At 45.9% G+C, this 22429-nt stretch carries 21 protein-coding genes; 7 read left to right on the top strand and 14 right to left on the bottom strand.

The annotated features are described in order from the left end of the window. Positions 1–119: 119 nt before the first annotated feature. Together C0033_RS02760 and C0033_RS02755 are read right to left on the bottom strand one after the other, a co-directional pair. Complete coding sequence (locus C0033_RS02760; protein ID WP_103226334.1) at positions 120–968, bottom strand: MerR family transcriptional regulator; 849 nt, start codon at positions 966–968, stop codon at positions 120–122. Positions 969–1078: 110 nt separating this feature from the next. Beyond that, positions 1079–2185, bottom strand: a complete 1107-nt coding sequence (locus C0033_RS02755) for a methyltransferase domain-containing protein (protein WP_103226333.1) — start codon at positions 2183–2185, stop codon at positions 1079–1081. Between the two features lie 176 nt (positions 2186–2361). Here C0033_RS02755 and C0033_RS02750 point away from each other — a divergent pair, with 176 nt between their 5' ends. After that, entirely contained in the window at positions 2362–3258 is an 897-nt protein-coding gene (locus tag C0033_RS02750; protein WP_103226332.1) for a MerR family transcriptional regulator, read from the top strand. Positions 3259–3333: 75 nt separating this feature from the next. Here the strand turns inward: C0033_RS02750 and C0033_RS02745 are convergent, their stop codons facing one another. Then, a complete protein-coding gene (locus C0033_RS02745) occupies positions 3334–4515 on the bottom strand; it encodes an MFS transporter (RefSeq protein WP_103226331.1) in 1182 nt (393 codons plus the stop codon). 106 nt (positions 4516–4621) lie between these two features. Between C0033_RS02745 and C0033_RS02740 the strand changes: the two genes are divergently transcribed. Beyond that, a complete protein-coding gene (locus C0033_RS02740) occupies positions 4622–5545 on the top strand; it encodes an AraC family transcriptional regulator (RefSeq protein WP_103226330.1) in 924 nt (307 codons plus the stop codon). Positions 5546–5555: 10 nt separating this feature from the next. Further along, positions 5556–6335, top strand: coding sequence for a nucleoside phosphorylase (locus tag C0033_RS02735; RefSeq protein WP_347501016.1), 780 nt, complete (start codon positions 5556–5558; stop codon positions 6333–6335). 293 nt (positions 6336–6628) lie between these two features. On the opposite strand, the gene C0033_RS02730 is transcribed toward C0033_RS02735, so the two are convergent. From C0033_RS02730 to guaA, 3 genes are all read right to left on the bottom strand, one after another. Next, the gene (locus tag C0033_RS02730; protein WP_103226328.1) at positions 6629–7054 is read right to left on the bottom strand and encodes a transposase; all 426 of its coding nucleotides are present in this window, start codon (positions 7052–7054) and stop codon (positions 6629–6631) included. A gap of 25 nt (positions 7055–7079) precedes the next feature. Continuing rightward, entirely contained in the window at positions 7080–7937 is an 858-nt protein-coding gene (locus C0033_RS02725; protein ID WP_103226327.1) for a KilA-N domain-containing protein, read from the bottom strand. A gap of 189 nt (positions 7938–8126) precedes the next feature. Then, positions 8127–9419: a glutamine-hydrolyzing GMP synthase gene (guaA, locus tag C0033_RS02720; RefSeq protein ID WP_103226326.1), complete on the bottom strand. Its 1293-nt coding sequence runs from the start codon at positions 9417–9419 to the stop codon at positions 8127–8129. 619 nt (positions 9420–10038) lie between these two features. Between guaA and C0033_RS02710 the strand changes: the two genes are divergently transcribed. Continuing rightward, entirely contained in the window at positions 10039–11394 is a 1356-nt protein-coding gene (locus C0033_RS02710; RefSeq protein ID WP_103226324.1) for an MATE family efflux transporter, read from the top strand. 21 nt (positions 11395–11415) lie between these two features. Here the strand turns inward: C0033_RS02710 and C0033_RS02705 are convergent, their stop codons facing one another. Together C0033_RS02705 and C0033_RS02700 are read right to left on the bottom strand one after the other, a co-directional pair. Next, positions 11416–11781 carry an SdpI family protein gene (locus C0033_RS02705; RefSeq protein ID WP_103226323.1) on the bottom strand — a complete coding sequence of 122 codons (366 nt, stop codon included), beginning with the start codon at positions 11779–11781 and terminating at the stop codon, positions 11416–11418. Positions 11782–11795: 14 nt separating this feature from the next. Then, positions 11796–13238, bottom strand: coding sequence for a DEAD/DEAH box helicase (locus tag C0033_RS02700; protein WP_103226322.1), 1443 nt, complete (start codon positions 13236–13238; stop codon positions 11796–11798). Between the two features lie 204 nt (positions 13239–13442). Here C0033_RS02700 and C0033_RS02695 point away from each other — a divergent pair, with 204 nt between their 5' ends. Continuing rightward, positions 13443–13931, top strand: coding sequence for a CarD family transcriptional regulator (locus C0033_RS02695; RefSeq protein WP_180994532.1), 489 nt, complete (start codon positions 13443–13445; stop codon positions 13929–13931). A 267-nt stretch (positions 13932–14198) separates the two neighbouring features. Continuing rightward, the gene (locus tag C0033_RS02690; RefSeq protein WP_103226320.1) at positions 14199–14411 is read left to right on the top strand and encodes a cold-shock protein; all 213 of its coding nucleotides are present in this window, start codon (positions 14199–14201) and stop codon (positions 14409–14411) included. 55 nt (positions 14412–14466) lie between these two features. Here C0033_RS02690 and C0033_RS02685 read toward each other — a convergent pair whose 3' ends face one another. The 3 genes from C0033_RS02685 to C0033_RS02675 all read right to left on the bottom strand — a co-directional run bounded on the left by C0033_RS02685 (position 14467) and on the right by C0033_RS02675 (position 18015). After that, the gene (locus tag C0033_RS02685) at positions 14467–15309 is read right to left on the bottom strand and encodes a YitT family protein (protein WP_242984395.1); all 843 of its coding nucleotides are present in this window, start codon (positions 15307–15309) and stop codon (positions 14467–14469) included. A 70-nt stretch (positions 15310–15379) separates the two neighbouring features. Beyond that, a complete protein-coding gene (locus C0033_RS02680) occupies positions 15380–16549 on the bottom strand; it encodes a M20 family metallopeptidase (protein WP_103226318.1) in 1170 nt (389 codons plus the stop codon). Between the two features lie 56 nt (positions 16550–16605). Then, positions 16606–18015 carry a Na+/H+ antiporter NhaC family protein gene (locus C0033_RS02675; protein ID WP_103226317.1) on the bottom strand — a complete coding sequence of 470 codons (1410 nt, stop codon included), beginning with the start codon at positions 18013–18015 and terminating at the stop codon, positions 16606–16608. 167 nt (positions 18016–18182) lie between these two features. On the opposite strand from C0033_RS02675, the gene C0033_RS02670 reads away from it, so the two are divergent. Further along, positions 18183–19097 carry a LysR family transcriptional regulator gene (locus tag C0033_RS02670; protein ID WP_103226316.1) on the top strand — a complete coding sequence of 305 codons (915 nt, stop codon included), beginning with the start codon at positions 18183–18185 and terminating at the stop codon, positions 19095–19097. On the opposite strand, the gene C0033_RS02665 is transcribed toward C0033_RS02670, so the two are convergent. The 3 genes from C0033_RS02665 to C0033_RS02655 form a co-directional block, all read right to left on the bottom strand. Then, complete coding sequence (locus tag C0033_RS02665) at positions 19098–21017, bottom strand: DNA mismatch repair protein MutS (protein WP_103226315.1); 1920 nt, start codon at positions 21015–21017, stop codon at positions 19098–19100. It abuts the gene before it with no gap. A 304-nt stretch (positions 21018–21321) separates the two neighbouring features. Beyond that, positions 21322–21777, bottom strand: coding sequence for a nucleoside deaminase (locus C0033_RS02660; protein ID WP_103226470.1), 456 nt, complete (start codon positions 21775–21777; stop codon positions 21322–21324). 35 nt (positions 21778–21812) lie between these two features. Next, positions 21813–22247: a YjdF family protein gene (locus C0033_RS02655; protein ID WP_103226314.1), complete on the bottom strand. Its 435-nt coding sequence runs from the start codon at positions 22245–22247 to the stop codon at positions 21813–21815. Between the last annotated feature and the right edge of the window lie 182 nt (positions 22248–22429).

Raw genomic sequence — 22429 nt, 5'->3', positions numbered from 1 at the left:
AGATTCCCTCATAAGCATTTGAATTAGTTTACTTTGTGAACTATTAAGAAGTATAGCAGAATTGGAATTTTATGTCAATACCGGAAATGCCCGGACATCCGCGGTCAAATCATGGGCGCTCAGGATTTATAAAATGCTTTAATTGCTTTCCCGATATAATCTGCCGCTCCCTCTCCATAACGGCTGTCAAGTTCCAAACGCATCTTCTGATCCGTCTCATACAGCTCTGCCATTTCCAACATCAGCTTTGAAACATCTTTCATCTGATAAAGCTGCTTTGCCACAAAATCATATTCTCCTACAATTTCTTTCACTTCAAATAACGTCACATCGCATCCCATTTTACCGGCAAGTTTTTGATAAATGGATTCGATCCGGTTTTGATATGCCTGCATAATTTCCGAACCCGCCGGATTTTCTGAAGTTTCCATCATCGCCTCTTTCGAACCGTACCACTCGATCAGCTTTTTAAAATTTTCCTGTGCTTTCAGGCTTCCCGCACTCTCCATAAAGTGTTCCTTAAACTGCGTTAAATCCCCATATTGACCGGTGCATGCCTGAAGCTGCCGTCCGCTCATGTTTTCAATCAGGGACTGATACAACTGTTCTATGTCGTCTCTGCCAAATACTTCAAAATCCATCTCATTTTCTCCTCTCAAAATTTCATCGATGCTGCCGATCAGACGGTTCAGCCTGTCCCGTTTGAGTTCCAGCATCCTCTTTTGTCCGCGCAGAATCATTTTTTCATCAAATTCAGGATTTTCTATAATGGCTTTGATCTCCTTTAGCGGCATGTCAAATTCCTTAAAAAACAGAATCTGCCGCAGTGTTTCCAAGGCTTTATCGTCATAAAGCCGGTATCCCGCCTCACTGCATGACGTGGGTTTCAGCAAACCGATTTGATCATAATAGTGCAGGGTGCGCACGCTGATACCTGTTAATGCGGAAACTTCTTTTACTGATCTCATAGATTGAATTCCTCCTGTATTTGATAAATCTAATCTAATCCATGACGCGGCGTAAGGGTCAAGAGAATATTTAAAATTTAAAAATTATAACAGAATTTAGCAGAAACCGTTTATTTTCTTGCAAAGGTAATCATGAATCCGCTGAATAAAACAATGGAAACCGTTCCTTTCTTCTCGTTTAAAAATTCTTTTATCTCCCTCTGCCTTGTGCAGTATTCCCGGGCCTCGCTCCAATCCATGCCGTGATTCATAAACCGCTCGATTATATGTTTCTCATCCACTTCCCTGTCCCATTGATTGATGGCGGTAAAATCTTCCATGGCCCGATCGTAATCAGGCATATCCGGAAAGATCAGGTTCACTTTATCATTCATACGGGACTCAATCTGTTTTAATCCTGCTGTTTTCATCAGCTCCGGTATCCTCATGGAAACGGCATAATCTCTCCCCTGATTTTCATATTCATTTTTCCACATTTTACGGAATCCGTTTCTCTGGCAAAGCTTCTCATACCCCATCCCTTCAATATAAAGACCGTCGCATTCCAGTTCTCTGTTCACATCCATACAGACAACGAATCCGTCCCTTCTGCACAAAGAAATCATCCGGTCCAGAAATGCCTCCGGCCTGCTTAAATGCCGCATAACCGACCGCTCCATCACGATATCGTATTTTAAGGGATTCTCATATTCCATCAGATCCCCGCAGATAAACTTCATATCGTCACGGTCGGCGCAGGCATTCCTCCATTCCTCAATCAAAAGTCCGTTAAAATCAATCCCTGTATACTTACTGCCCTCCGGAAGCATCGCAAGCAGCAGCCGTCCAAAGGAACCATCCCCGCATCCGCAGTCGAGAATGGAAACCGGCTCCTCTATCTTCCACACCTGCCGTATTAAAAAAGAAAGATAATCTTCATTCCATTGATGCTTTCCTCTTCTTGCCAAATACTCCTTCTTATCATTCCAATACCCGCTTTTATCCGAATCCACCGGCATATACTCTTCCTCAGGCAATGGCTTTAACCCCAAAAGCTGATCCACCGATATATGAAAATACCCGGCCAGCTCCGGCAGAATCATGATATCAGGCATTGTCAGCTTATTTTCCCATTTGCTGACCGTTTGAAACGATACACCAACCGCGTCAGCCAGTTTCTGCTGGCTGATCCCCCTCTTTTTCCTCAAATCTCCAATTCTTAAATTCACTGACTCCATATGTATTTCTCCCCGCTTTCCTATGTTCTGTACTCATCATACCAGATCCATCGGATTAATCCATAACTCATTCGAAGAGTTTTTTCAACTGTTTGTTACTATTTCAGATATTTAACTTGACATGTACGCTGCGTATACGTTTATACTCAAGTCATAGAACAGAAAGGGGAATTGCCATGAGAATTAATGAAGTGATCCAGCTCGTCCCTCTCAGTAAACGAGCCGTGAAATATTATGAAGAACAGGGACTTCTCCATGTGGAAAAAGACGAAAACGGCTACCGCAACTACACCGAAGACGATGTTGCCGTTTTAAAGAAGATTTCCATCTACCGCAAACTGGGAATCAACATCCGGGATATTAAAACGCTGTTGAAGTCCGGCGATGTGCAGCTGTTGGAACAGATCTATCAGGAGAAGATGAACTCCCACCAGGCAGAAGAAGAAGAGCTAAAGGCTCTACGCTCCTTTATCCAAACGCAGAATGCAGACGCCTTCTGCCATGCAATCGACTACCAGACCATCGCACAGGCCCTGCAGGATATGATTCCCGGCTTTTATGGATACTATTTTATGAATCATTTCATGCCGTACCTCCAGATCAGGATTACAACGCCCGAACAGCAAACGGCTTATGAAAATATCATCGCTTTTTGGGACAATGCCGAGATCAAAATCCCTCTTTTTATGAAAGCGGTCAGCTATCTCATGTACCGCCTCACCCCCAAACCCACATTGGACCAGATGACCATGAAGATGGATGCGCAGCTAAAAAAATATGTAAACAGCACCGAAGAGGATTATGTGAAATTACGGGAACAGACAAGGAAAAATGTCAAGCTGAAAAACAGCCTGCTCTTCAAATATCATCCTGCATTTATTTCCCAGAGAAAGTTTATGAAACAGCTGCAGGATCAGGGATACAATGATATCTTTATCCCAAATATGGCTGCCTTGTCACCAAAATATAAAGAATACCACGATGCGCTCATGGCTATAAACGACCGGATCTGCAATGATTTGGGGCTTTACTATGATTCCAACTATAATCTGGTAATGAAAAAGCCCGGGTAATTGTAAAAGGTACCGGCCCTGCAATAAATTTTAATAATTTGCAGGGCCGGTACCTTTTGCCGTCTGAATCCTATTCTATTGATTATGTACATCTCTATGAACACGTATCAGTTTCTCATGCATACACACCATTAAAGACAGAATGACCAGCAGATACACCGGAAACAGTGATACGCTGATATGATTCGCTATGAGCCCGAATATCGGCGGCATCACGCAGGTTCCCACATAAGCACTTGCCATCTGAACGCCTATAATCGCCTGTGATTTATCCGCGCCGAAAAGAGTCGGCGTCGAATGAATCACACACGGATAGATGGGCGCGCAGCCAAGTCCGATCAGGATCAGCCCGGCCATTGCAGACACCTCACCCAATGGAATTAACATGGCAAACACACCGGCCGCTATGATCATCTGTCCCAGCCGAATCATTCTGGTATCGTTCAGTTTAATGGTCAGAAATCCGCTGGCCGCCCGTCCTCCCGTAATTCCAAGGAAAAACAGACTTGCGCATTTCGCCGCAGCGCCCGCACTCATCCCCGACTGCATTACCAGATAGCTGCTGGCCCACAACCCTGTGGTCTGTTCCAATGCACAGTAGCAGAAAAAAGTGATCATCACTGATTTCGCCCCCGGAATCCTGACTATCTCCGCCAATGTGAGGGGCGCTGCCTCATTTCCATCTTGACAATGTTCCGAAACGCCATTGTTTCTGTTCTTCCACAGCGGAAGGCTGAACAGCAGAACCGCGGTTAAAATAACCTGGAGAACGGCTATATACCGATACCCCATATTCCAACCCTGTCCCGCTCCCAGCGCATATCCCATAATATACGGACCTAAAGAAGCCCCCACTCCCCACATACAATGCAGCCAACTCATATGGCGGCTTTCATAATGGAGAGCCACATAATTGTTCAGGGAAGCATCCACGCTTCCGGCCCCTAATCCATATGGAACCGCCCACAAACAAAGCTGCCAGAAGGAACTGCTGACGGAAAAGCCAAATAAGGCGATGGCCGTCAGCATAACGCTGAACGCAGTGACCTTTCCCGTTCCCATCTTTTTCGTCAAACGGTCGCTCTGAAGGCTGGATACCACAGTTCCCATGGCTATAATCATGGATATCGCTCCCGCATAGGATACCGGAACCCCCAGCGTTTTGTACATAGTCGGCCAAGCCGAGCCCAATAGAGAATCAGGTAAACCTAAACTTATAAATGACACATAAATAATCGCTAATAATAATTGAAACATCTTGTCTTTTCCCTCCGATCAAGATACAATTATACCATCATTTTTATCTATGAAATAGGAAAATTCAACCATTTATATACAATAAAACATCCAAAAGGAGGAATTTATGGCCTTATCATTTTGTGCCCCGCAAACCGATGAAAGCGGAAAAGAGCTGACAAACCATGGAACCACCCTATTCCCCATCGCATGCTATCACGATGATCTGCTGCCGGAGGGCGTTCCATGGCATTGGCACGACGAATTGGAGGCCGTGGTTATCACTCAAGGAAAAGCGGTCGTTGCCGCAGGTTCCCAAAAATACACGTTGGAAACCGGAAATGGTTTTTTCATCAATGCAAATGTTCTGCATGGCGCCTGGGATATAGAAGCTTCCGGCTGCCGTCTGCATTCCATTGTCTTTCATCCCAGACTGGCAGGCGGAAATCCCGACAGCATCATCTGGCAAAAATACGTGCAGCCTTTGATATCTGACAAAAATCTCCCCTTCTTCTGTTTTAACCGGGAGATTGACTGGCAGAAAAAAAGTCTGCAGACGATTGAGCACGTGTGGAATCTCTGTGTATCCGAACCGGACGGTTATGAGCTGGATGTGCGCTCCGAATTGTCCAAATTCCTATACCAATTGGGTATCCACCGCTCCTCCCAGCCCGCCCAGCCCTCTGAGAAAGAATTGCGGGACAATTTCCGAGTAAAGCTTATGCTCGAATTCATACATAACCATTACCAAGTAGAGCTGAATGCAGAAATGATCGCCCAAAGCATCTCCGTCAGCCCAAGCGAATGCCTGAGATGTTTCCATAACACCATCGGAACCACTCCGATCCAGTACGTCAAGCAGTACCGGATACAAAAAGCCGCCGAACTGCTGGCTTCCACCAATCAAAAGATCCAGGATATCTGTCTGGAGTGCGGATTTCAGGAAAACAGCTATTTTGCCAAGTCGTTCCGTGAAATTATGGGCTGTACGCCATCCGAATACCGGAATAATAAAAACCTTCCGAAATCTCAGGCAAATTGTAACCAGTAAATTAATCGAAATGAGGTGTATAAAATTGTATACGATATTTCAAAGAAAAGAAATTTCAGAACCGGCTTTATTCAGCCCTTCTGACACAACAAAAAAAGTTGATGGCTTTCCGGAAGTTTGTGTCTCTACATTTTCAGAAAATATTATTGGAAAGTTTTCTTCGTTAGATGCTGCCGAAAAGATAGCGGAGTTATACACTGCAAATGGTATGACGCCCGTCTATAAGATCCGCTATAAAGATACGGATATTGCTTTCTATCAGTCCTTAGTAGGCGCGCCTGCCTGTGCTGCATGCTTTGAAGAAATCATTGCTATGGGAGCTAAAAAGTTTGTTTTGTTCGGTTCTTGCGGGGTATTAGACGATGAGAAGGTAAAAGACAACATTGTTATCCCGGTTTCTGCTGTCCGTGATGAGGGCACAAGTTATCATTATATCGCTCCATCAGCGGAAATTGAAGCAGATACGCACGCAGTTCAGGTGTTGGAACATGTTTTAATAGACTGCGGATACTCCTATGTAAAAGGCAAAACTTGGACTTCGGACGCCATTTACAGAGAAACGGTTCCGGTCATTCAGGAACGCAGGCAAGAGGGATGTCTTACCGTAGAAATGGAGTGCGCTTCCATGCTGGCAGTTTCAAAATACAGGAATATTCCTTTTATTCAATTTTTGTATGGAGCGGATAATCTTAGTTCTGATACATGGGAAATCAGGGATTTGAGTTTGTATGGGCTTAGTAGTGCAGAGAAGTATATGGTTCTGGCTTTTGAGTGCGGCCTGCTACTGTAAGATAGCCCTAATGCTTTTACAATTTTATGAACACTGATGATATCTTTGATTTGCAAAATGTCACTTTCTTTTTCCATTGTAAGGGGATTGCGGAAAAAAAGTCGGAATAAAGTAGCTGGGCAAAATATGGACAACAAATTATTGAAGGAATTTATTTATTTTTTCTGGTGTTACACAAAAATACCTGATATTTTTTTGTGTATCTTATAAAGAACGAATGTAAGCGCCAAGTGTTAGGGTATCCCAACACGACCGCCCTGGCATCAATACTTGATGTCAGGGTAACGAGCGTTTTACTCTGATTTTTTGTTACATTCTATACTCGCATTTGCACCATCCTGGCTGTCACTGAACATCCAGTTCTTTCGGCCCAATGTCACCGGGCGGAGGGAATTCTCCGATGGGTTGTTACTCAGACTGCAGCGTCCGTCTTCGAGGTAAGTCATCAAAGTATCTTTTCGATTTCGGATATAGGTTACTGCCCGATCCATGCGGCTCCCCTTTTCTGGATGCTGCCCATCTAGCCAGCGCATGAAGCCTTCCACAACCGGCTTTGCACCCTTCTGGCGGCGTTTGTATACCTGTGCATAGGACAGTCCTTTTTCCTTATAACTTCGTTCGTATTCAAACAGCTTGTTACAGTAAAGAACTCCCTGTACTGCCGGATGACTGTAGTCTTTCTCTTGGCCGCTCGGGATTAATTGTTTTTTTGTCGCCATATAGAGCCTCCCCACTCATTTATCTTTATATGTCTTCAATAAGGTTCTGCTTCAGTGCAGTAATAGTTTCTTGATTTCTTTTTAAAAGTTCTAATTGTCGATATGCCTTTTCTCTTAATATCTTCAAGCGTTCCAATTTAGGCACTTCTTGCCTTATTAAATCGGCATTTGTATCTTCTAAATTGATAAGTACAACTAACTCTTCCGCTGATGCAAAATCCCTGATATTAGGCGTTTTCCCACTTATTCCTTTTTCATTTCTCCATTGTGCCGCTGTTTTTCCGAACAGTGCCATGTTGAGAATATCCGCTTCCGAAGCATATGTATATGCCATTTCCTGTGTTGACAATGTAGGTGTAATAAGAAATTCCTTTACTGCATCTGTATGAATGCGATAATTAATTTTTGATAACTCTCTTTTTACATCCCATCCAATTGCAAGCCGTTCAGCTTCATCTTTCTTTAGTCTCTGATAGTCTTTAATAATATAGAGTTTGAACTCAGGAGAAATCCAAGAAGCAAACTCAAAAGCAATATCTGTATGAGCATATGTTCCGCCATAACGTCCCGATTTTGAAATGATGCCAATTGCATCAGTTGCTTTTATCCATTGCTGCGGTGTTAATGTAAAGGCATTATCTCCCGATTCAGCTTTAAACCTATCGAATTCGATAGGTTTAAAATTTGGATTGTGAATTTGCTCCCATAAACCTATGAATGAAATAGTGGAATGATTGCGCATCCAATTTGCAATCACAATAAAAGCATTATCTGGATTCTTATATTTTGCAATGTCAGTCAAAGAAATATAAGCATCCTCATTGACAACATCCCCCATCACTCTGATTTCTGTCCCGTTGGCATCAATTCTCATATTTTTCATTCATTCTCAACCTCCCCTCACAGACATCTTTCTTTAGTAATATACTTGTATATCTATCGAATCACCAAACATATGTTCTTTTTTTTGATTTTATCATAAAATTATAACCTTTACAATATAAAAAATATAAATATGGCAGGTAATCTCATAGACTTCCTGCCATATAATATACTCTGTATAAAATTTTCTTTATTCGAATTCAATCGTAGCCGGAGGCTTCGGAGACATATCATAACAAACCCTGTTAACATTCTCCACTTCCGCTAAAATTCTGTCCGTAATCTTCTGAAGCACATCCCAATCCACACGCTCAATCGTCGCGCTCATGGCATCGATCGTATTGATTGCGCGAAGAATTACCATGTACTCAAAACATCTCGCATTATTTTTCACACCAACCGACTTAAAGTCCGGCACCACGGTAAAATACTGCCATACCTTCTTGTCCAGTCCTGCTTTTTCAAATTCTTCTCTCAAAATAGCGTCTGATTCTCTGACAGCTTCCAGACGGTCCCGTGTAATCGCGCCAAGACATCTGACACCAAGTCCAGGTCCAGGGAACGGCTGACGGTATACCATGCCGGCAGGAAGTCCCAGTTCCACGCCGCAGGCGCGCACTTCGTCTTTAAACAGCTGTTTTAACGGTTCAACCAGTTCAAATTTAAGATCTTCAGGAAGTCCGCCCACGTTATGATGGGATTTTACCATCTTTGCAGTCTTTGTTCCGCTTTCGATAATGTCAGGATAGATAGTTCCCTGTCCCAGGAAATCAATTCCTTCCAATTTTCTGGCTTCTTCCTCGAATACGCGGATAAATTCGCCGCCGATGATCTTTCTCTTCTCTTCCGGATCTGCCACGCCTTCCAGTTTTCCAAGGAAACGCTCTGTGGCATCCACATAAACCAAATTAGCGTGAAGCTGGTTTCTGAACACTTCCACCACGCTTTCCGACTCATTTTTGCGCATTAAACCATGATTTACATGAACACAGTACAGCTGCTGTCCGATCGCTTTTATCAAAAGTGCCGCAACTACGGAAGAATCCACTCCGCCGGATAATGCCAGAAGAACTTTTTTGTCTCCTACCTGTTTTCTGATCAGTTCTACCTGGTCTTCGATGAAATTCTTCATATTCCAGTTGGGTTCCGCTTTACAGGTATCGAATACAAATTCCTTTAAAACATCTTCTTCCGGCAGATTCGAAAGCTGTTTGCTGCATTTAGCAGTTGGATGATCGATGGAAATCACCGGATATCCACAGTCATAGAGCGCAGGGTCCACGTCAACCGCTTTCCCGTCCACCACGCGGTTTTCACCGCCATTTAATATAATTCCCTTTACATTCTGTAAAGCGTTTAGCTCTTCCACGGTGATATCATGGGGATGAATTTCGCTGTATACGCCCATGTCGCGGATCTGACGCGCAATCACTGTGTTCTCTGTACTTCCAAGGTCCAGAATTACAATCATGTCCTGTTTCATTACTACCTTCTCCTTTTCCTTTTTTTATATAGAGGGTGAAGGCATTTTCGAAAAAGCCTTCACCCTTTAAGTAAAAATGCCTTGACTTTTTTATTATACCTTATCTCCCTTTAAAATGGTATCTGTTCTTCACATTTTATTTCCACCCAATTTTCTGTTCCTGTTCACGGCTCCCTGGGCCTCTGCTGTCTGGTCCGGCTCCGCGGGGGATATACAGCCTTTCCTGTTCCGTTTTCGGGCATAAGCGCTTCTAAACGTGCAGGATTTTTCTAAAAACTAAGGGAAATGCCCAAACTCGCTTCGCTCAAACAGGTGGACATTTCCCTTGAACGAAAAATTCTGCACGTTAAGAATTGCTAATGCCCTGCAAAGTCACAGGAAAGGCTGTATATCCCCCGCGGAGCCGGACCAAACGGCAGAGGCCCAGGGAGCCGTGAACAGTAACAATTTCCTTGACTTTCCCCACGCTCCATGATAGTATAAATCTCGGTAATTACAGCAAAATATATCAACCGCCGGTTTTCCTGTTTCAGCATTCAAACAGGGGCCGGCGGTTTTTTCATTCATCTTAACCGGTTCACCAACAATTTTCACTTCATTCAAAGAAAGGATTTTTACCATGAAACAAACCAATGATTTTATGCGAACCCGCCCCGTTTTCGGGCTTTTGATGTCCATGTCCGTGCCGATGATGCTCTCCATGCTGATCCAGTCCCTTTATAATATTGTGGACAGCATTTACATCTCCCGACTGGGAACCCAGGCGCTGACCGCGGTTTCCCTGGCATTTCCGCTGCAGAATATCACGGTTTCCGTGGCTGTCGGCGTGGGCGTGGGAATCAGTTCGGCCATTTCCATCTATCTGGGCGCCGGGAATCATGAGAAGGCGAACCAGGCCGCCACCATCGGAGTGGCCTTATCTGCGGTTCACTGCCTCCTGTTTGTGGGATTCGGTCTGCTGGTTACAAAACCATTTCTCGCCCTGTTTACAAAAGACAGCCAGACACTTATGCTGGCCTCCCAGTATACCTATATCGTGCTCTGCGTTTCCTTTGGATGCCTGCTTCAGCTGGCTATGGAAAAGATCTTTCAGGGCGTGGGCGCCATGAAAGCCACCATGGTTTTACTGGCCACCGGATGTATCATCAATATTATACTGGACCCGATCCTGATCTTCGGCCTTTTCGGCGTTCCGGCCATGGGGATTACCGGAGCTGCCATCGCTACCGTAACCGGGCAGATCGCCGCGTTCCTGCTCTATGTAGCGGTTTACCACGTGCGCAGGAAGAATTTTCCTGTGGCAATCCACCCCAAATATCTGCATTTTGATAAGGAGATCATCCGCCAAATTTACTCTGTGGGCATTCCATCCACCATCATGCTGCTTCTGCCTTCCATCTTGGTCAGCATATTAAACCGGCTGCTCACCGGATTTTCAGAGATTTATGTGGCTGTTTTAGGCGTTTATTTCAAGCTGCAGACCTTTATCTATATGCCGGCCAATGGAATCGTCCAGGGAATGAGGCCCATTATCGGCTTCAATTACGGCGCCGGAGACATGGACCGGGTGCGCAAAGTGATCCGCTACAGCCTTTATACGGCCGCAGCCATTATGCTGGCAGGAACTGCGGCGGCTATGATCATTCCGGCTCAAATCTTCGCCATGTTCGATGCAGAAGAAGCTCTGCTTTCCGCCGGTACCACAGCACTTAGAATCATCAGCTGCGGATTCTTAGTCTCCACCATCGGAATTATCTATTCCGGAACCTTTGAAGCATTAGGCATGGGAAAAGAATCGCTGATCATCTCCCTGCTCCGGCAGTTTGTGATCACACTGCCGCTCAGCTTTATCCTTTCACAAGCATTTGGAGTGATCGGAATCTGGCTGGCATTTCCGTTAGCGGAAGCGGCGGCCTCCATCGTCGGAATCTTCATGCTGAAAAAGGTGCATGGAGGAAAAATCGCTCCCATCTGATTCAGATGAAGTTTTGTTTAACTACTTATCTCCAAATTTCTTCTTTAAAGCCTTCTCCACAGGGAAAATGGAGCCGATCAGCACCACACACTGCACCGCAGTCACCGCCAAAGATACCCACCCCTGACCGTCGTCGTCAAGGGGATAGCAGACTGCGGTCGCAAGGATGGTGGGCGCTATCATTATCAGCCCTGCTTTTATCCATATCTGCCCGCAGTAACGGTTGGCAAATTCCCATGTTTCCTTGTTTTTCATGGACCGTTTCGTCCTGTATCCAAAGATTGAATTAATCTCCTTCGGCGTACGATTTTTAAGAACCCAGCCGAATCCGACCATGGTAGCCGGAATAAGCATATTGCAGATCAATAAAAAGATCCAAAACCACATCGTTCTCACTCCTTTTAATAGGTTCTGGTTTTTCTCACTTTTCTCAGCTTGCCTTTGATCGGCTTGCTCTGAAGAGCTTCCAGCACCATTTCACCTTTACCATTTAAAATCTCCACATAGGTTAAACTGTCTCTCACATCTATGATTCCAATATCTTCCGATCCTATTCCTTCCACATTGCAGATGGTTCCCACTATATCAACCGCCCGGATCTTGGATTTTTTACCGCCTCCGATGGAAAGCCTCATGATAGACTTATTTAAGGCTGCGCCTTTTCTCACCTTCAAAGGGGTCTGATTTCTCTGGCTGTTTTTAAATGACCGGATTTCCTGCTCATCCGGAACCGGACATTCCACAACAGGCAGGGTTTCGCCGATATAAGCTTCCACCGCCTGTTTCATCCTCTCCTCTTCTTCCGTCACAAGGCTGATGGCCCTCCCGGTCTTTCCATTGCGGCCCGTACGCCCGCAGCGGTGCACAAACGTTTCTTTATTCGTAGGGAAGTCATAATTGACCACATGGGAAATGTTATCGAAATCCACGCCTCTCGCCGCCACATCGGTGGCGATCAAATAATGAATTCTTCCGTCTCGGAACGCTTCAATGGTCTTTAACCGGTCGGCCTGATCCACCTCACCGTGAATCATCCCGCAGCGCAGCCCATCTTTTGACAGCTTCCGGTACAGCACATTGACCATTTCCCTGGTGCCGCAGAAGATCATGCAGTCGGACGGCTTTTCCCTTACAAGCACACGGAATAATGTCTGGTATTTTTCCTCTGATCCGGTGTTGTAAACGGCCTGCTCGATTCCATGGGCTGTCTCTGTCTCCGATTCCATCTCGATCACTGCCGCCTCCGACAGATAGGCGTCCGACAGCTGTTTCACCCGTTCTCCGATTGTGGCCGAAAAAAGCAGAATCTGAATCCGCCCGGGAATGCTGTCCATAATCTGTTTTACGTCGTCCAAAAATCCCATATCCAGCATCAGATCGGCTTCGTCGATCACAAGGCATCTTATCTTGTCCGTCTTTAAGCTGTCTCTTCTTATATGATCCATCACCCGGCCGGGAGTTCCGACCACAATATGAGACTTTTGCTTTAGTGTCTGAATCTGTTTGTCGATGGGAAATCCTCCGAATACGGCAGGAACCTTTAAACGTTTCTTTCTTCCCACATGAAACAGCTCTTCCCTCACCTGGACGGCCAGTTCCCTGGTGGGCTCAAGGACCAAAGCCTGAGGCCGGTTTTCTTCCCATATCACCTTCTCGCAGATGGGTATTGCAAATGCCGCCGTCTTTCCCGTACCCGTCTGGGATTTGGCAATCACGTCTTTTCCAGCCAGTACGAGAGGGATCACTTCCTTCTGGATCGGCGTGGGCGCTTCATATTTCAGAAGTCTCAGCGTTTCTAATATCTCTTCCGATAAGCCGAATCCGGCAAATTGGTCCTGGTTCATAATTTGTAACCTTCACTTTCCTGTTTTTACGTGATAATTATAATACAAATTTGGTAAAAAAGACAGAAAATAAAATGAAAGCATATTACACTAGGAAAATGATGTTAAATGTGCTATAATAAGATTTATAGACTGCCTTGAACCATATTGGTATCAATGCAGTCTTTCCTTTTTGTCAAGCAAATAGAAAGTCAGGGTGATTGTATGTTTAAAATTAATGATGTTATCGTATACGAAAATGGTGGCGTGTGCCAGATCCGGGATATTGGAGTCCCTGATTTCATTACAACGGGTCAGGTGTATTACAAGCTGCAGCCGCTCAATACAACCGGTAATATCATCTATGTGAAGCTGGAGAATAAACATATGCTGAGATACACCATTTCTAAAAAACAGGCGGAACAGTATGTTGGCTCTCTGCCGGAATTAAAAGGAATTTACAATAAAAATAACAAATTCCGTGAAAAAGAATACGCAGAGATCCTGAAAACCGGAGACTACAAACAATATCTGGAAGTCTACAAGGGGATTGAGCTGGAAAAGAGCAAACGCTCTCTGATCGGAAAAAATTTAAATACTACGGATGACCGTAATTTGAAGAAAATTGAAAAGCTGATCTGCTCAGAATTTTCAGTAGCCATGGAGATCTCAGAAGAAGAAGTCCGTCAAAAGATGATGGCCGCTTGTTTTTAGACCCCGTCCATATCCGGGAAGGCTGTATATACCGCGCGGAGCCAAACCAGACGGCAGAGGCCCAGGAGCCGTGAACAGTAACAACATCTGCGGATTGAGAACAATCTTTCCACATTTTGATTGACACTTACCGAAATCGGTGTTATGCTTACTGGGTAATCAATATGAATTTTAAAGCTGACCGTGAATGACAAGTCGTTTAAAATGATTTGTTATTCGCTGGCCAGCTTTTTTCTTTGATTCGAATATTATATGGAGGTACTGATTATGAATAACGGTACAGTAAAATGGTTTAACGCACAGAAGGGTTACGGATTTATCACAAACGACAACGGCGGAGATGATGTATTCGTACATTTTTCAGCAATCGTTTCTAACGGCTTTAAGAGCTTAGAAGAAGGACAGAAAGTTACATTCGATACCGAACAGGATCCGAAAGATTCCCGCAAATTAAAAGCTACCAACGTACAGGTTGCATAATATAATCCGAATGCCGGAACTCCATGTGAGTCCCGGCATTTTTTATTGATCACTGCTATGACTGGTGAATCTCCTTAAATCCTTCTCCGAACACCTCCGTAGTCTCCGTCACCATGACAAAGGCCGCCGGGTCCGCTTCCCGGATGATTTCCTTTAAACGGCTGAACTGGGATTTTCTCACCGTACACAGGAGCACCTGGGTATCTTTCTGGCTGTAAGCCCCTTTTCCCGCCATAATCGTGGCGCTGCGTTCCAGCTCACCGATAATTCCGTCTGCGATTTCCTTCGGTTTTCCCGTGACAATGGTCACCATGCTGCCCATGTCATTACCATAGATAATGCTGTCGATCACTCGCGTCTGGGCGTATAGGGCGATCATTCCGAAAAGCCCGGATTCCACATTGTCAAAAACAAAGATGGATACGACTAACACAACCCCATCCACGATCATAAGCGCCCGGCCGATGGAGATATGAGGCTTTTTCTTCTGCAGAATATATCCCAGAATATCGCTTCCTCCCGTAGTGGTGCCGGCCAGAAAAATAAGGGCCATTCCCGCTCCCACGATCACGCCTCCGAATAAACTGCACAGCAGCCGGTCGCCCTGATAGACCGGGAATACGGGAGCCACCACCATATCCAGAATGACGGAGCAGACGCCGCAGGAAACCGCAGTGCCGACGGCAAATCCCCTGCTCAGATAAATCCAGGCCAGAACCAGCAGCGGCACATTGATCACCATGGTCAGAACACCAACCGGAAGGCCGCATATATAATTTGCCATCAATGCCAGACCGGACGCTCCGCCGGGGGCGATGTTGGCAGGAGCCACAAAACAGTGGGTTCCCAAGCTATATACAAATGATCCGGCCAGCAGATAACATAAATTCCTCACCATATTTTTTTTCCTGATCATCGCTTCCACCATCCCTTCTCCCCCGCCTTGCGGCGGGCGGCTCATCTCTTTTCTATTTATATATTTCCCTGTTTTTCTTAAATTCTTCTTTTATTTTGTCTAAAAGTCCATCCTGCTGCAAAATATCCAGCGCGGCTCCCGCCATGGCCTTTGCCCCATACAGAATGCATTCATGTGCTTCCTTTGTCTTTCCTGCATCCACGTACGCCTGAGAGTGGGAAGAAGTTCCTTCCGGCACGAATTTGACCCGGATGCAGCTTCCCGGTATCTCGTGCATCACATTTCCAAAATCCGTGGAACCGGTGCGTTCTCTCGGCGGACGGAGGCCCGGCGCCCCTGCCGCCCTGGCATTTTCCACCAAAAGATCATTTAATGCGGTCACGGGAACTTTATTGTCCAACGGCGGCTGTTCCGAAATTTCATAGTCAACGCCTGCCATCAGCGCGGCTCCCCGGACAACATCCATAAACCGCTTTATCACCTGGTCTAAGTATTCCCTGGAAAAGGAGCGGAGGGCAAATCTGCCCACGGAAACCTCAGGAACCACATTTTCCGGCCCGGGCAGCTGCCTCAATGTGTAATGCATTCTCACATCATCTTTTACATGCTCCCTTAAAAACTCCACTCCCTGAAAAGCCAGGAGCATGGCGTCAAAGGCGCTTCTCCCCTCCTCCGGCCGGATGGCGGCGTGAGAGGATTTCCCCCTGTAGGTGACGTCGAAGGACGACAGAGCCAGGCATTTCATATCCGTACAGGTATCCGGAGCGCCGTGCATCATGAGGGCCGTATCCAGTTCTTTCAGATACCCTTCCTTCATCAGATTGATCTTGCCGCCAAATGTTTCCTCAGCAGGCGTTCCGTATACAACCAAGCGGTACGGCTTATCCCTGAAAATATTTTTTATGGCAGAAGCCGCGCCGAGACAGGCCGGTCCCTGCATATGATGGCCGCAGCCGTGGCCTAAACCTTCCAGCGCGTCATATTCACAGAGAAGACCGATGACAGGGCCTCCTTCTCCGTTCTGCCATACCCCGCGGAATGCTGTTTCCAAACCGGCCAGGCCCTCTTCCACCGAAAAGCCATTTTGTTTCAGATATCCGGCCAGCAGTTTGGAAGCCATTTTTTCTTCCCCGCCTATTTCCGGGTGATCGAAGATCCTGTCAGCCATCTCAAAAAGCTGTTCTGACTGTTTGTCTATCTCTTTAAAAAGTTCATCTTTCATATTCATTCTCCAATCTGCGGATTCTAAAGTTTCTGTTCTCCCCCGAACCCCTGTTTTTACATCGGCCCCAGATGAATTGCCTGGGCAATCAGAATCATCACCGCTCCGGTCACCATCCAGAGAAGAAAACATTTCCACATGAATTTCATCCATTTATCATAAGGAATATTGGCCGCGCCGATGATTCCCATCAATGCGGTGGATGTGGGCAGAACATAGTTGCAGAATCCGTCGCCGAAGTTAAAGGCCAGAATGGCAGTCTGCCTTGTCATACCGAGAAGATCGGCCAGAGGAACCATAATCGGCATCACAACCGAGGCCTGGCCGGAACCGGAGGTGATGAACACGTTGATAATCGTGTTGGCAACCAGCATTCCCACTCCCTGAAGATAGAATGGAATGACATTTAAAATACCTGCCAGAGTATGTACAACCGTATCGATAATATTGCCGTCTGTCATGATGCTGCCGATGCTCCGGGCCAATCCGATAATCATTGCCGCTCCCAGCATATCCTTACATCCTGCTAAAAACTCTTTGGATATCTGGCTGGGTTTAAATCCTGCCACAAGTCCCGCCACAATGCCCAGCGCCATGAATACGGCCGCATGCTCTGCCACATCCCATCCTTTTGCAACGCTTCCGTACACAATGATTACGAGCGCAATCACCAGACAAGCCACTGCCAGCCATTTTCTAAGGGTCATCACGCCGAAATCATCCAGCTTCAGATTCTCTTTCATCACGTTTTTGCTGTCCAGCTCATACATCGGAGACAGCCGCGGATTCTTTCTGATTTTGTTGGCATAACGGATTAAAAATAAGTTCGTCACCACAAAAAATACTCCGAAACATAAGAAGCGGTAGCCGATTCCCGAATATAACGGAAGCTCAGCGATTTTCTGGCTGATTACCGTGGTGCTCACGTTCAATGTTCCCGTGGAAAATCCGATCGCTCCGCCCAGAATGATGATCGCCACCCCGCAGATGGAATCTAAGCCAAGAGCAAGCGCAAGCATCACCATAACAGGAGCAAATGCGATAAACATATTCACCGCCTGAGTGGTACAGATCAGCGCAAATACCAGGGACAGAATCGGGATAAAGATGGCGATGTGATTGGAAAACTTTTTCGCCAGCTTCGCAATTACAGCCTGAAGAGCGCCTGTCTGGGTGATAATATGAAATGCGCCGCCTGAAAATAAAATAACCATAATCAAATCCGCATTTTTAATAAATGCGTTAACGATATAGGACGTTATTAATAATGGATTAACCGGACTTCTGTTTATTAAGCTGAACTGGGACGGATCGATCACCTTGATTCCCTGTGCATTTTCAAATCTGGCATACTCCCCTGCCGGAATCAGCCATGTAAATGCCACCGCCACTAAAATAATGATAAAAATAATCACGAATGTATGGGGCATGCGAAACCCCTTTTTTGTTTTTTCCTCTTTCGACATAACTCCTTCTCCTTTGATCTCATATTCCCCCGGGCCGCGGTTTCCAGAAAGTGTCTGTTTTCTTGACCTTTCCTGGTAATTCCAGTATAATATTCTCAATATCATTTGTCTAATTTATATTTATTAGTATAATCATTGACTAAGGCTATGATTTTGAGGAGGGTTTTATGGATCTGAGAGAACAGGAATATGTGGTAACCCTGGCAAAGCACGGAAGCATCACCAAAGCGGCCGACGAGCTTTTCATCACCCAGCCCACGTTAAGCATCTTTATCAGCCGGCTGGAAGAGCGGATGGGCGTGCGCCTGTTTGACCGGATCGGAAAGCGCTTCATCCCCACCTATGCCGGTGAGATCTATCTGAAAAATGCCCGTCAGATGCTGGTGCTGGAACATCAGTTTCACGCGGAATTAAGCGATTTAATTGCCGGGTATACGGGACGGCTGCGCCTTGGCATACACAGCCGCCGCAGCACCTATCTGCTTCCCACGGTGATCACCGAATTCCACCGCCGTTATCCCCGGATTGAAGTCCTGCTGACCGAAACAAGCAGTAAGATCATGGAAGATATGGTGCTGTCCGGGGATCTGGATCTGGTCATTACAAACCGATTTTTTGATAAGGAAAAGCTGGAGATCATTCCCATCTATCAGGACTGCCTGGTCATGTCCCTTCCTTATGATCACCCGGCCTGTGAAAAGGCAAAAAAAATCCAGGGACATGATTATCCCTGGATGGATGCAAAGCTTTTAGAGGAAGAGCGTTTCATTCTTCAGAATCCCGCCCAGTCCATCCGCGCCTTCACGGATGCCGCCCTTTTACAGGCCGGCGTCGTCCCTAAATGGACATTTATTATAGAAAATATGGAAACCGCGGCCCAGATGACCGCAGAAGGCTACGGCGTTTCCTTCAACTATAAAAGCTATATCAAATATTTCCGCTATGACAAGCCCATCGCCAGCTTTGAACTGGGTTCTCCGGAGGTTTCCTTTCCCATTGCGGTTGTCTACCGGAAAGGGAGCTATCTCCCGGCCTATTTTACAGATTTCATCTCCCTTGTGGAGGAACAGATGAACCGCTGATTATTCCCAGACCGTGACTTCAAGGCCTTCCTGATGGCCTTTACCCATCTTATGCCTTGCTTTTCTGTTTTCCACCGTATCAAAGATGATGGAGAAATCATAATCTTCGGGATAAAGTTCAGAGGCTTTGACCTTTAATTTCAGCCTCTTATAGTTATACAGGATCTTTTCTTTTTGGATTTGAACCAGGACATTGCCCTTTTGATCCTCTTCTTTAACCACAATGCCGATTTTCCCGTCAGGCAGTACGGTCACGCTGTCTCCCCGGGTAAAATGGCTGATCTGCGGCGCCATGTCCTTTTTCACTTCCATTTTCCTGATCCCCCCAACCTTTACCTTCTCCAGGCGGCTTTGATCCGAACGGGCCAAAAGTCCCTGTTCCGCTGCGCCTTCCCCTTCACTTCCATAAGCCGCCTTTGCCGCCGCTTCAATCATATCATCCGGCATTCCCAGCCTTTTAGCAATATAGAGAGCGCAGCTTTCTCCCGTCTCCCCGATCTCCAAACGGTAAAGCGGTTTTAAATTCTCCCGGTCAAAGGCCATTCTGGCATTGACGATCTCTTCATGCTTTTCCGCATATAATTTCACTTCCGGATAATGGGTGGTTACCAAAAACAGGCATCCGCTCAGCCTCAGCTGTTCCAGTATGGCAATGGCAATTCCCATGCCCTCCGTCGGATCGGTTCCCGAACCCAATTCATCCAATATAATCAGGCTCTCTCCATTCACCCTTTTTAATATCTCCAGAATCCTGGTGATATGGGCGGAAAATGTGGACAGATTGTCTTCCATATTCTGCCCGTCTCCGATATCGCAGAGCACCTGGCAGTTCATACAGATATCCGCCTCTTCACAGGGAACGTGAAGCCCGGAACCTGCCATCAGGCTCAAAAGCCCCACTGTTTTTATGGATACCGTCTTGCCGCCCGTGTTCGGCCCGGTAATTATCACTCCCCTGGACCTTTTTCCGATTTCAAAATCCAGCGGCACGCATTCCTCTTTCTTTATCATTGGGTGCCTGCCCTTTTTTATGCTGATCCGGCGTTCCGTATTGATTGACGGCTCCACCGCATTCATATCTGCGCTCATCCGGCCCTTTGCAAACATAAAATCCAGCTTTATCACTGTCTTGATGTTTTCCGAACACGTTTCCTCCCGGTCCGCCACCATTCCGGTGAGTTCATACAGAATTCTGCGTTCTTCTCCGTCTTCTTCCAGCTTGGCCATATCATATTCTTCTCTAAGACGGCTGACCTGCTCCGGCTCTATAAACAGTGTGGAGCCGGTTGCCGACCGATCCACCACCATCCCTTTTATCTTTCCTTTGCATTCCTTTTTAACCGGCAGGCATATCTGCCCGTTCCGTGTTACGATGAAATTTTCCGCCATACAGGATTTCTGGGACTTTAAAATGGTTTCCGCCTTTGTCTTGATCTTTTCTTCCAGCATCATCAGTTCCCTGCGGATGGCCCTCAGGGCGCCGGAGGCGTAATCGTCGATCTTCCCTCCCCGTATGGATCTTCCGATCTCTTCTTCCACGTCTTCCATAGCGGTCAGATTTTCACCGTAAAAAGCGATTCCGATCTGCCGGTCCATTCCCTTTTTCAGATAATCTCTTAAACGCCTGACTGCCGCCAGAAACGATCCTATCTTCTCCAAATCTTCCGGATACAGCATATCTCCTTTTACCGCTTTTTGAATCAGCTCTTCCACTCCGTCCATGGACGGTATGGGCGGAACGCCTGCAAGGTCCAGCATCTTCCTGGCCTGAGTGGTATCCCTGAGATTTTTCCTGAGCTCCGATTCAGACAAAAACGGCTTCATCTCCCGGATCATCTCTTTTGCCTGCATGGAATTGGCAGACTCTGCAAGCTGATTTAAAATATTCGTATAACCTAAGGTCTCATAAGTTTTGTTCATTGTATTTCCCTTTCATTCATGTTCTGTCCTGATGCGGTTTCTTCCGCTGTTTTCTGCATGAAAAATGGAAAATAAAAAACCTATGGACATCCATAAACAGGGCATGTCACATAGGCTTATCTCAATTCGCTATCTCACATCTGTCATGGATTGATGGTACACGAACAAAAGGAACTCCAAGTGAATCCCCTCTCATCTGTCTTCCATCTTCATAGATTAATTATTCTCCATAACAAATACAATTAACAAAAAAGCACCCCTCTCTCAATTTCTGTACCTACAATATCATCTGGCCGTAAAATTGTCAATCCTTAAAATAATTTTTTAAAACCTGGATTCCCAGTTCCCGCAGCACTCCCTTTTTCACTTCCGGCCTCACCGGGCTCAGTTCAAATATCAGATCGCTGCAGTCATTGCTTTTAAAACCGCGGATATCACAGTAATCTTTATCATAAGCGCTGTACACCAATCGTCCCACCTTAGCCCATACAATTCCGCCGGAACACATAAAGCAGGGTTCGCAGCTGGAATATAAGGTATATTCTGACAAATCCGTGATTCCCGTTTCGTGGCAGTATCTGCGGATCAGCCCCAGCTCCGCATGATATGTGGGCTCATTCTGGGAAAAAATCTGGTTTTCACCTTCCATCATAATTTCATCGCCTTTTACTAACAGAGCTCCAAATGGCTCATTCCCATGTTCCGCCGCCTGTTTTGCCAGTTCAATCGCCCTTAGCGTATATACTTCATCTTGTGTCATATCCAATTCCCTCTTTTCATAATAAAGCAGGGGCATTATCTGCCCCTATGCTTTTCTTTCTTTTTTTGCTGTTTTAACTGAAACTGCTGCTGCCGGAACGCGTCTCTCTGTTCACGGCTGAACACCGCCCGCTCCGTCTTAACCTGTTCCTGCTGTAATTTTAATGCCTGCTGGGACTTGGTTCCCGTCCCCGTATCCCGTACTTGACGGTGAACCTCCCGCTGAATCCTCTTGGGATTTCTGCTCATCTCTTTTACAGCCGTCTCCACAGCCGGACTGAACCGCAGCTGATCAAATCTCTTTTGAACCGCCTCATAGACCTGGTAATCTTTAGGCTCCGCGCCAAAAGTTACTTTACAGGCCGAAAGCATTCCGCCTGAAATGCGCTGGAACACCCCAACCCAAAACGGCTCTTCAAAATAAACGGTCAGCATCACTGATTCTTTCGTTAACTCCGTTAACTTGTCCATTCATAATTCCTCCTTAATTAGTAATGAACAAAGAACGGACGACCAGGAGGAGGGTTACTGACAGCGTTTTCACTAATATTGACCGCTGCGCCCGGACTACCTACCGGGACTGTGTTTTTATCTTTGCTTTTTTATTTTATCATATTATCAATTGTTTTTCCAGCGCGCAAATGCCTGCGCCG

This window comes from Clostridium sp. chh4-2 (assembly GCF_002899675.1).
Classification (GTDB): Bacteria; Bacillota; Clostridia; order Lachnospirales; family Lachnospiraceae; genus CHH4-2.
Note: the sequence above shows the minus strand (reverse complement) of the source record. Positions and strands in the feature narration are given on the sequence as shown.